The sequence below is a fragment of the Bacillus altaicus genome (assembly GCF_042136375.2).
Taxonomy (GTDB): Bacteria; Bacillota; Bacilli; order Bacillales; family Bacillaceae_G; genus Bacillus_A; species Bacillus_A cereus_U.
This window is the reverse complement of sequence record NZ_CM143394.1, coordinates 1,722,286-1,732,584: the sequence shown is the minus strand read 5'-3', so window position 1 is coordinate 1,732,584 and position 10,299 is coordinate 1,722,286. Positions and strand designations below refer to the sequence as shown.

Genomic DNA, 10,299 nt, shown 5'->3' with positions numbered 1-10,299 from the left:
AAAATAAAAAACCAAAATGATATATCACATTCAGATTTTCTTTAAATCAAAAAACACATTGCGCTCTACAGCACAATGTGTTTTTATTTTACAACTACAAGATGTGGTCCACCTTGTTCTATTTCTTTAGTCATTTCATTTTGTTGCTTCTCTTGTCGCTTTACATAACTAGCAATATTTAACAGTATACCCATTGCAAGTAAATTAGCCAATAAAGAACTACCACCATAACTTACAAACGGTAATGGTACCCCTGTAAGCGGTATTAACCCAGACATACCACCGACATTTATAAAAGTTTGAACTCCAAACAAACTTGCGATTCCAATTGCTATTAAACTTCCAAACGGATCTTTGCACTTTTGTGCAACCCTAAATGCCCGAATAATAATAAGTAGTAAACAGATTAAAATGACAGCTACGCCTATAAATCCGAGCTCTTCAGATATAATTGCCATAATAAAATCTGTTTGCGGTTCTGGTAAGTATCCATATTTTTGCACACTGTTCCCTAACCCTCGACCATTTGGCCCTCCTGAAGCAATTCCAATAAAAGAATTTATTAATTGGAACCCATCATTTTGAGGATCGTTAAATGGATCAAGAAAAACTGAAAACCGTGCTTTTTGGTACGAACTTAACTTATAGTTCCCAATAAAATATAACGCTGGAATCCATACTATAGAAGTTAAGAGGAATCGCTTTATACTTAAATTAACATTAACTCCTGAACAAAAGAACATAATCAGTACAGTTCCACCTATTAGTATATCGGTCCCTAAGTCATTTTGAAGTAAAATTAATCCCATCGCTCCACCGACAACAGCTAGAGGAGGAATTATCCCTTGTACAAAAGCTGTTTGCGTTTCTTGTTTCTTAGCAAAAAAGTTTGCTAACGTAATAATAACCGTTATTTTCACAAACTCAGCTGGTTGTATACCTAATATCCATCCTTTTGCACCATTTACGTCCTTACCGAAAATCAAGGCTGCTGCTAATAGACCAATACTCCCTATTCCCATTGCGATCAAAATTATTCGCTTTCTCCAAAGTGTATAAGGAATAGCAACGATAATCGCTAACATTATCGTTCCAATAGTTAGAGCAATTAATTGTTTTTTAAAAAAGTAATTTGCTGGCCAGTTATGCCTCGAAATCGCAACAATGGAACTAGAACTATATACCATTATAACTCCCAACACACATAAGATAACAAGAGGAAGTAATAATGAATAATCCATCGATTTCCATACTTTTTTCATTTCATTTCCTCTTTCTGTTTCAATTTAATTATTGTTGTATTCCCTATGTATATAGGTTCTTCCTTCTTTATTATACAAATAAAAAGCCCAAACTATTTCAGTTTGAGCCCCCTTATTTGAACCCGTTATTGTTGTTTGTTTGTAAATGCTTCATGAAGTGCAGACAACTCACGTTCGAGCTCTCCTAACATTGCTTTCCCTTGTTCTTCTGCAATAAGACCAAGGCGAACCGCAAAATCGACCTCGCGGGATAGTCCAAACATTTGTGTGTCTAATACTTCTTCATATAATGGACATTGCGGCATTGTAAGATTGTCCATTTGTACCTTAATAAGTCTTAAAATCTTCTCTGCATCCGCTTGTAGAAGGGCTAGTGCCTTTTCCTGATGATTTGATACTGTCTCAGACGCCAAATTGATTCCCTCCGTTTCCGTCCTACTCTCTCATATCTATTAATATTAGCGATAGTTTTAATAAATTGCAATAGAAACATTTTTTGTGACAACAGTGTCTAATACTATTATACTGAAAAGTGGGAGTATAACACAAATGGGGGAACAACAATGAGCGAAATTTTATTTATTAATGGAAAAGTTCGTTTTCCAATCACTATCGATCCAACTGTATGGATTTTCGATGATCGAAAAATAGATTTGACAACTTACTTTGATGAAACTAGAGAAGAATCATCCGAATTAGAAACATACTTAAAACATACTTCAGAGCATTGGGATCGCGAAATCCGTGATGGTGCTGCCTTCCCGCCAATACAACAAAGTGTAAAGAAATATAAAAAAGAACAGCTTATTAACGGGACATTTGGCATACCACTTCATCCATTTCTTAAAAATGCTGAAATTTTAGAAGATGCTACTCAAGTCGAAATTGAAACCACAGACAATTCAATTACACTTCCGTTAGAAACAGCGCATAAAGCTATTCTCGGTTTTTCAAAAGAGGGTAAACCATTACGAGAAGACGGACCTGTTCATCTATATTTCCATGATGGATCTAATAGACAAAATCCGATTCGTAACATCCGTAAATTTACAATCATTTAAATTGTATAATTAAAAGGAAAAAAAGGAGTGAGCTTAGGCTCACTCCTTTTTATAATAAATCCGCTGCTAGTTGTGCTAAATTAGAACGCTCTCCTTTAACAAACTTTACATGACCACTAATACGTTGTTCTTTAAACTTCTCTACAACGTATGTTAAACCATTATTATATTCATCTAAATACGGGTGATCAATTTGCTGAGGATCCCCCATTAATACAATCTTACTTTTTTCGCCTACCCTTGTTAATATCGTCTTCACTTCATGCTTCGTTAAATTTTGTGCCTCGTCAATAATAATAAACTGGTCTGGAATACTTCTCCCGCGTATATAGGTAAGCGCTTCTACTTCAATCGAACCCATTCCAGCTAAAATAGCATCTAGCTCCCCAGGCTTTTTCGTATTGAATAAATACTCTAGATTATCAAAAATCGGCTGCATCCACGGTCTTAATTTTTCCTCTTTCTCTCCTGGTAAATAGCCTATATCTTTTCCTACCGGTACAATTGGTCTCGCGACAAGTAGTTTTTTATATAACCCTAAATCTTCCGTTTGCATTAGTCCCGAAGCTAATGCAAGTAACGTTTTTCCTGTACCGGCTTTCCCTGTTAACGTTACAAGTGGAATATCTTCCCGAAGTAGCAATTCTAATCCCATAATTTGCTGCACGTTTCGTGGGCGTATCCCCCACACTTGCTCATTGTGAAAAATAAGTTTTTTCACCTTCTTACCTAAATGATCCACAATCCCAAGTGCAGAACTAGAACCCCCTAGTGCATCTTTCATTACAACAAACTGATTTGGATAAAAAGGATGATTTGCGATTTCAGATAAAGGTAGTTCACCTTTTTCATAAAAATAATCTAACTGTTCTTTTGATATATACCCTTCTAAAAATCCTGAATATATATTTTCCACTTCGATTACTCGGTCACTTAAATAATCTTCGGCCTGCAATCCGATTGCATCAGCTTTTACCCTTACGAGTACATCTTTACTTACTAAAATAACTGATTTCCCGTCCTCTTTTTCTTGTTCTTCTAAAGAGAGGTTTTTCGCTACCGCTAAAATTCGATTATCATTTGTTTTTTCTACAAAAATATCTTGCAGTTGAACAAATGAGCGATGATTTAATTCAATACGAAATGTACCGCCGTTTTCTAACGGAATACTTTCATGCAGCTTTCCTATTTCGCGAAATTTGTCGATTAACTTAGATACATAGCGAGCATTTCGTCCTACTTCATCCATATAACGTTTTTTCGAATCAACCTCTTCTAATACAACTGCTGGAATCACTACTTCATTTGTTGCAAATGAAAAAATAGATAAAGGATCCTGCAAAAGTACATTCGTATCTAACACATAAATTTTATCCAACCTGTTACCCCCTGACTCCACTTTTAAATTTGTAGAACAAGGGTTTCATCCATAAAATATGGACGAACCATTGTTATAATTATATGTACCGTAAAAACGAGGTAGAATCGAAATTCATAGAAATTAAACCTTTTCTTTATTTTTTATTCATTTCTATTCAATATATTACTTTTTATTATAATTTTTCACATTAAATCACAATACTCACTTGTAAAAGTTTATGAACGATGTTCCTATTCATCTTCTTTATAATTCTTTCATTCCCACTAATACTTGATTATCAAGCTTTTTAGCAGCTCGAAGATCATATGTTTTTTCATATGTTGGTTCAGTAGCAAGTTTCGCACCATAAAACATAACATCACGAACTTCTTGTACATTCACTTCTACTACCGTTAATTTTAGAGGAATCCCTTCCATTCTATCTGTTAAAATTTTACTTTCACCACTTATGGAAAATACGGATTCATTCGCCATTATAGTCAATACAACCCCTGCACTATGCCGTATATTTCCCACAATACGTGAGCGTTGATCTACCGCAAATCGAATACTAGTTTCACTCACTGCATATACCCAAGAAATAGCACTTACGTTAGGGATTTGTTTTTCGAAATCTGTTGTTGCTATCATAACGATACACTCTTTACGCAAAGATTGTACTAAGTCACCTGTTAATGTAGGCTCAACTACATTCGCCATATTTCCACCTCCAAATATTCTTTATATATCCTTATCATAACCTATTTTTCGAATTGCGAAAATATTATTTTTTCCCGCTATTATTCAAAAACATTATACTTCCATGATATACTTATACTGATAGAATTCGTATTGAGGTGACGAAATGAGAGTCAAATGTATGATTTGTGATAAAAAAGATATGTTAGATGACGAAAATCCTATGGCAAAAAGACTGCGTAATCGCCCTATTCATACATATATGTGCATGGAATGTACGGAACGAATTGCAGATCGTACTATGGAACGCCATGCGAGTGGTAAATTCCGATTATATCGTGATAAAAAAGTAGAAGACGATTGGTAAACCGGAAATAAGTCCTTAATCATATAGATAAGGACTTATTTGTATTTTTCTGGGTCACGATTCATCTGATCCAAAAAACAATCAATGGCTTCTACCGGAAATCTTGCATACCTTATTTCTCCATCAATTTCATATGTAATCAAATACATTTCCTCGTTCTTTTCAACTTCTACATTTCGTAATTTATGCTCTTCATATATCATATTTTGAAATAATACATACGTTTCTTGTGCAGCGCTATCATCTGGACGTGCTTCCGCAACCGTTTTAATTGTTAACCAATTATATAGTGCATCTTGTGCTGAGCGCATGAAATCCCCTCCTTTTTTCACCCTGTTTTTTGTTGTTTAGCTTGACGTAAACGCAGTCTATAAATTCCAAGTACAATTGCCGCTACAACGAGCCCCTCTCCAACGGGTAAAAAAACCGCAAAAAAAGTTAATACCGTGCATCCAATTGCTAAAGATGTATATATCACTATATTTTTTAGTACCGATAGCTTCCTTGCAAATCCTAAATTATATACAAGTGCACTTAATAAAATTATTGTTCCATAAAGCAACCACATCCCTAACTCTGGATTTTCATCAACTTTGCAAAGTTTCGCGAAAAATGACATTCTTTCTAACACTATCTTTCACCTCTTCTCATGAAACAAATTCTCTTTATGTACTTAATACAAGAGTAACTCGCAAAAAAAATACTGTCCACAAAAAAGAGTAAATATTCTAAAAAAATAAACATAAAACAAAAAAACAGCTACCTTTATAAAAGGTAGCTGTTCTATTATTTTATGCTTCAACAGATTTCTTTTTCTTAGCAGCTCTTTCGCGCTCACTCTTATCAAGAATCTTTTTACGTAGACGAATTGATTCTGGAGTTACTTCACAGAACTCGTCATCGTTTAAGTACTCTAATGACTCTTCTAAAGTCATTAAGCGTGGTTTTTTCATTGATGAAGTTTGATCCTTCGTCGCAGAACGAATGTTAGTTTGTTGTTTCATTTTTACAACGTTAACTGTTAAATCATTCTCACGTGTATGTTCTCCAACGATCATACCAGCATATACTTCTGTACCTGGTTCAACGAAGATTACACCGCGATCTTCAACTTGCATAATACCATATTGTGATGCTTTTCCTGCGTCAAGTGAAACTAGAACACCTTGGCGACGTCCACCCACTTGTCCAGCATGTACTGGTTGGTAGCAATCAAATGTATGGTTTAAAATACCGTAACCACGAGTTAATGTTAGGAATTCTGTTGTGTAACCAATTAAACCACGTGCCGGAACCATGAAAGTAAGGCGAACTTGACCATTTCCGTTATTCACCATATCTAACATTTCACCTTTACGTGCACCCATTGATTCCATAATAGAACCAGTGTATTCTTCAGGCACATCGATTTGTACGCGCTCTACAGGCTCAGATCTTACGCCATCAACATCTTTAATAATTACTTCTGGCTTAGATACTTGTAGTTCATAACCTTCACGACGCATGTTTTCAATTAAGATAGATAAATGTAACTCTCCGCGTCCAGATACGATCCATGCATCAGGAGAATCTGTATTATCTACACGTAAACTTACATCTGTCTCTAATTGTGAACGAAGACGCTCTTCAATTTTACGAGAAGTAATGAATTTACCTTCACGACCTGCAAATGGGCTGTTATTTACAAGGAATGTCATTTGTAATGTTGGCTCATCAATACGTAATAATGGTAAAGCCTCTTCATGCTCAACCGGACATACCGTTTCACCTACGTTAATGTCTTCCATACCTGAAACAGCTACTAAATCTCCAGCTTTTGCTTCTTCAATTTCTTGACGTTTTAATCCAATGTAACCAAATAATTTAGTTACACGGAATTGTTTTACACTTCCGTCAACTTTCATTAATGCAACTTGTTGTCCTACTTTCATTGTACCGCGGAATATGCGTCCAACCCCAATACGACCAACATAGTCATTGTAATCAAGAAGTGCTACTTGGAATTGAAGTGGCTCTTCGCTGTTATCAATTGGTGCTGGAATATGTTCAATGATTGTATCAAACAATGATTTCATATTCTCTTCTTGATTTGCTGGATTTGAATCTAAGCTTGCTGTTCCGTTCATTGCTGATGCAAATACAACTGGGAACTCTAATTGATCTTCGTTTGCACCAAGTTCGATGAATAAGTCGACTACTTCATCAACTACTTCATCAGGGCGAGCGAAGTCACGGTCAATTTTGTTTACAACAACGATTGGAGTTAAGTTTTGCTCAAGAGCTTTCTTTAAAACAAATCGTGTTTGTGGCATACAACCTTCATATGCATCAACTACAAGTAGAACACCATCAACCATTTTCATGATACGTTCTACTTCTCCACCGAAGTCAGCGTGACCAGGTGTATCTAAAATGTTAATTCTTTTATCTTCATAGTGAATCGCAGTATTCTTCGCTAAAATTGTAATACCACGTTCTCTTTCTAGATCATTTGAGTCCATTGCGCGTTCTTCAATATGTTCATTCGCACGGAACGTCCCCGCTTGACGTAATAACTGGTCAACAAGTGTTGTTTTACCATGGTCAACGTGGGCAATAATTGCTATATTTCGTAAATCTTGTCGTTTTTTCAACATGTCCAACTCCTAATGTCTTTTTAATCCTTCTCTATTATAAGAGCGAAGGGGATACAATGGCAATCAAAATAAAATCAAGAATGAAAATATAGTTGTATTCTTACTTTTGTGAAAGTAAAATGAGATTGGAGGGTGAAGAAATGGAACACATTCAATATCGCTTTTTATTAACAGCAATTATCGGTGTTATCTTCTTAATTGGTATCGGAATTATGATTGCTGAAAATAGTCCCATCGGCATTATTATTTGCATTATCGGCACATTTGTTACAGTCGGATACGGTTTTGTAACAAAAAGAAAAATGCGTAAATCGCAATAACATTAAAAAGTAAGAAGCTTCTTTATGCCTCTTACTTTTTTTTATTATTGCGATACAAATGGTAATAATTCTTCGTATACTCCTGGTTTTGCAACTAACACACTGCTTTTGTCTACAATAGAAAGAGGCGTTCCCGAGAACGTTGTCACTTTACCGCCAACTTCTTCTACAATAATCTGTCCCCCGCCAAAGTCCCATGGCGATAAGCGTGGTGTTACATATGCATCTAATCTTCCCGTTGCAACATATACCATTTCTAACGCTGCACAACCATATGACCTCGTACCTCTCGCCTTCTTAACGAGCATCATCATTTTTTCCATATTAAGCAATGGATTATCAGTAAGCCATATCGCATTCAAAGCTATAATTCCATGCTCTACCGTTCCTTTTTCCAACATGGGAATAGCTAAATCATTGCAAAAAGCCCCTTCCCCCTTTACCGCATGATATAGTTCGTCATGAACTGGATCATAAATAAGACCAATCTTTCCGATACCGTTCTCATAAATCCCGATTGAGATTGCGAAATTCCTTTTTTGATGAACAAAGTTCATCGTGCCGTCAATTGGATCAATTAACCAAACAACCCCATTAGAAGAGGTAATCTCATCTCCGTAGCCTTCTTCTCCTAAAATATTATGAGCCGGGAATGTTTCTTTAATTTTCCCAATTAAAAACTGCTCCGTTTCTCGGTCCATGTTTGTTACTAGATCAGCTGCATTTGACTTTGTTTCTATAATAAGTGTTTTTTTCAGTGATGCCATTAAATGTTCTCCGGCTTCTCGAATCCACTGTTTCGCGTGTGTATCGATGTCTTTCCATACTTCTTGCATGTTTAAACACTCCGATCTATACTGTTCACAGAAAAAACGAACCCTTTATAAGGTTCGCACCAACTAATTATTTATACATATACTATTATTACGCTTCTAAACGGATCATTTCAAGTCTTAACACTTCTAATTTTTGTACGCAATCTTCTTTTTTCTGTTTGTCGTTATCCATCATCGCATCATATAAAGTTGCTAATTCATAATCTAGCTCCAAACGTAGCACCGGAATTCTCTTTTCAGCATCTGTTCTCTTTAACGCATTAATCACCTGTCTCATTTTTTTGCCTCCTCCCAATATTCGTCTGCCCTCGGACTAGAATTGATTCAATTTTCTGATTTTTTGTTTTATACTATACTATGTTGGATAAATCATCTATGCAACACAATTATATTTTTTTATTTAAATTTTTTTGTGCTGTTTTTTTTATGAATAGTACAAGCTATGCTAAAATTAAAACAAAATAGGAGTTGGAGGAACAATCATGACACTACAAACATTCACATCAACTGATTTTGAAGTCTTTACTGTTGATGGTCTTGAAGAACGAATGAGCGCAATTAAAACGAATATTCATCCTAAGCTAGAAGCTTTAGGGGAACAGTTTGCAGACTATTTATCACAACAAACCGATGAAAACTTTTTCTACCATGTAGCAAAACATGCACGCCGCAAAGTCAATCCACCAAACGATACTTGGGTTGCTTTTTCAACAAATAAACGTGGATATAAAATGTTACCACACTTCCAAATTGGTTTATGGGGTACTCATGCCTTCATATACTTTGGTTTAATCTATGAGTGTCCACAAAAAGTGGAGACGGCTCACGCCTTCTTAGAACATTTAAATGATTTAAAAACAAACATTCCAAATGACTTCGTTTGGTCCATTGACCATACTAAACCAGGTGTAAAATTACATAAAACGCTTGAAACGGAAGACTTACAAAAGATGATTGAACGTTTAGCTACTGTGAAAAAAGCAGAATTATTAGTCGGTATTCATATATCACCAGAGGAGTTTTCAGCAATGACCAACGAACAATTCCTTGCTAAGATTGAATCTACGATGCAATCACTCCTTCCTTTATATGCGATTTCTAATCGATAAATCGATAGTAGAAAACGGACAATTTATATTGTCCGTTTTTAGTTGTTATCACATTATAGCACTTTGTATTTTATTTTTCAAAATATTTTTACATTTTAACAATCTTTTTTTCCGCTACTTCTTTTGCTCTTTGAATCGTACGATATATAGAATATCCACTTACTTCTTGAAATTCTTTATCAATTGTTTTCTCCGCTGCCTTCGATGGCACAATCTCTTTAAAACGACGATATAATTCCATCAAATCTTCTCTCAAAACTCCTTTTTCATATACCTTTTCAATCGCTTCATAAAACTTTACAACTGCTACCATTTCTTCATTTGACCAATCGTAATCAAGTGGATATTGATATTCCATTTTTGCACCTCATTCAGTATTCTTTCTTTTTCCATTATGCTACCTTTAAGAGAACCTTTTATTCTTCACTATAGCCACTCTGCATTATACACCATTTATCCATTTCAATGGAATTGTCTTCCTTTTTGTATTATTTAAAATATAACTATTAAACATACTCACCTTGAAAATGAGATTTTTCTATACATCTATAATTATTGGTGATATAATGCTTTTGTTTTATAGAGAATAAAGTGAGACTACCATCCCCAAAAAGACGCTTGCGAATGGCAGAAAAACAAGTCAAGTTCT

The 10,299-nt window shown here is 35.1% G+C and carries 14 protein-coding genes; 4 read left to right on the top strand and 10 right to left on the bottom strand.

Annotated elements, in window-relative coordinates; translation table 11 throughout:
* Positions 1-83: 83 nt before the first annotated feature.
* Together ACE38F_RS09240 and ACE38F_RS09235 are read right to left on the bottom strand one after the other, a co-directional pair.
* On the bottom strand, positions 84-1,262 hold the full coding sequence (locus ACE38F_RS09240; RefSeq protein WP_375369447.1) for an FtsW/RodA/SpoVE family cell cycle protein: 1,179 nt from the start codon (positions 1,260-1,262) through the stop codon (positions 84-86).
* 125 nt (positions 1,263-1,387) lie between these two features.
* Positions 1,388-1,675: an Fpa/YlaN family protein gene (locus ACE38F_RS09235; protein ID WP_000135698.1), complete on the bottom strand. Its 288-nt coding sequence runs from the start codon at positions 1,673-1,675 to the stop codon at positions 1,388-1,390.
* A 150-nt stretch (positions 1,676-1,825) separates the two neighbouring features.
* On the opposite strand from ACE38F_RS09235, the gene ACE38F_RS09230 reads away from it, so the two are divergent.
* Complete coding sequence (locus tag ACE38F_RS09230) at positions 1,826-2,323, top strand: peptidyl-prolyl cis-trans isomerase (protein WP_215554012.1); 498 nt, start codon at positions 1,826-1,828, stop codon at positions 2,321-2,323.
* A gap of 49 nt (positions 2,324-2,372) precedes the next feature.
* On the opposite strand, the gene ACE38F_RS09225 is transcribed toward ACE38F_RS09230, so the two are convergent.
* On the bottom strand, positions 2,373-3,701 hold the full coding sequence (locus tag ACE38F_RS09225) for a PhoH family protein (protein ID WP_002088317.1): 1,329 nt from the start codon (positions 3,699-3,701) through the stop codon (positions 2,373-2,375).
* A gap of 246 nt (positions 3,702-3,947) precedes the next feature.
* Positions 3,948-4,403, bottom strand: coding sequence for a PNPOx family protein (locus ACE38F_RS09220; protein WP_002033724.1), 456 nt, complete (start codon positions 4,401-4,403; stop codon positions 3,948-3,950).
* A 145-nt stretch (positions 4,404-4,548) separates the two neighbouring features.
* Here ACE38F_RS09220 and ACE38F_RS09215 point away from each other — a divergent pair, with 145 nt between their 5' ends.
* On the top strand, positions 4,549-4,749 hold the full coding sequence (locus ACE38F_RS09215; protein ID WP_215554013.1) for a YlaI family protein: 201 nt from the start codon (positions 4,549-4,551) through the stop codon (positions 4,747-4,749).
* Between the two features lie 35 nt (positions 4,750-4,784).
* On the opposite strand, the gene ACE38F_RS09210 is transcribed toward ACE38F_RS09215, so the two are convergent.
* The 3 genes from ACE38F_RS09210 to typA all read right to left on the bottom strand — a co-directional run bounded on the left by ACE38F_RS09210 (position 4,785) and on the right by typA (position 7,385).
* On the bottom strand, positions 4,785-5,060 hold the full coding sequence (locus tag ACE38F_RS09210; protein ID WP_375369448.1) for a hypothetical protein: 276 nt from the start codon (positions 5,058-5,060) through the stop codon (positions 4,785-4,787).
* 17 nt (positions 5,061-5,077) lie between these two features.
* A complete protein-coding gene (locus ACE38F_RS09205) occupies positions 5,078-5,380 on the bottom strand; it encodes a YlaH-like family protein (RefSeq protein ID WP_002066917.1) in 303 nt (100 codons plus the stop codon).
* A gap of 160 nt (positions 5,381-5,540) precedes the next feature.
* On the bottom strand, positions 5,541-7,385 hold the full coding sequence (typA, locus tag ACE38F_RS09200) for a translational GTPase TypA (protein WP_215554015.1): 1,845 nt from the start codon (positions 7,383-7,385) through the stop codon (positions 5,541-5,543).
* 140 nt (positions 7,386-7,525) lie between these two features.
* Here typA and ACE38F_RS09195 point away from each other — a divergent pair, with 140 nt between their 5' ends.
* Positions 7,526-7,705, top strand: coding sequence for a DUF5325 family protein (locus tag ACE38F_RS09195; RefSeq protein ID WP_000400127.1), 180 nt, complete (start codon positions 7,526-7,528; stop codon positions 7,703-7,705).
* Positions 7,706-7,749: 44 nt separating this feature from the next.
* On the opposite strand, the gene ACE38F_RS09190 is transcribed toward ACE38F_RS09195, so the two are convergent.
* Positions 7,750-8,541, bottom strand: coding sequence for an inositol monophosphatase family protein (locus ACE38F_RS09190; protein ID WP_215554016.1), 792 nt, complete (start codon positions 8,539-8,541; stop codon positions 7,750-7,752).
* Positions 8,542-8,629: 88 nt separating this feature from the next.
* A complete protein-coding gene (locus ACE38F_RS09185; RefSeq protein ID WP_215554017.1) occupies positions 8,630-8,818 on the bottom strand; it encodes a hypothetical protein in 189 nt (62 codons plus the stop codon).
* Between the two features lie 205 nt (positions 8,819-9,023).
* Between ACE38F_RS09185 and ACE38F_RS09180 the strand changes: the two genes are divergently transcribed.
* On the top strand, positions 9,024-9,650 hold the full coding sequence (locus tag ACE38F_RS09180; protein ID WP_215554018.1) for a YktB family protein: 627 nt from the start codon (positions 9,024-9,026) through the stop codon (positions 9,648-9,650).
* 88 nt (positions 9,651-9,738) lie between these two features.
* On the opposite strand, the gene ACE38F_RS09175 is transcribed toward ACE38F_RS09180, so the two are convergent.
* Positions 9,739-10,008, bottom strand: a complete 270-nt coding sequence (locus tag ACE38F_RS09175) for a UPF0223 family protein (protein ID WP_002146003.1) — start codon at positions 10,006-10,008, stop codon at positions 9,739-9,741.
* Positions 10,009-10,299: the final 291 nt, after the last annotated feature.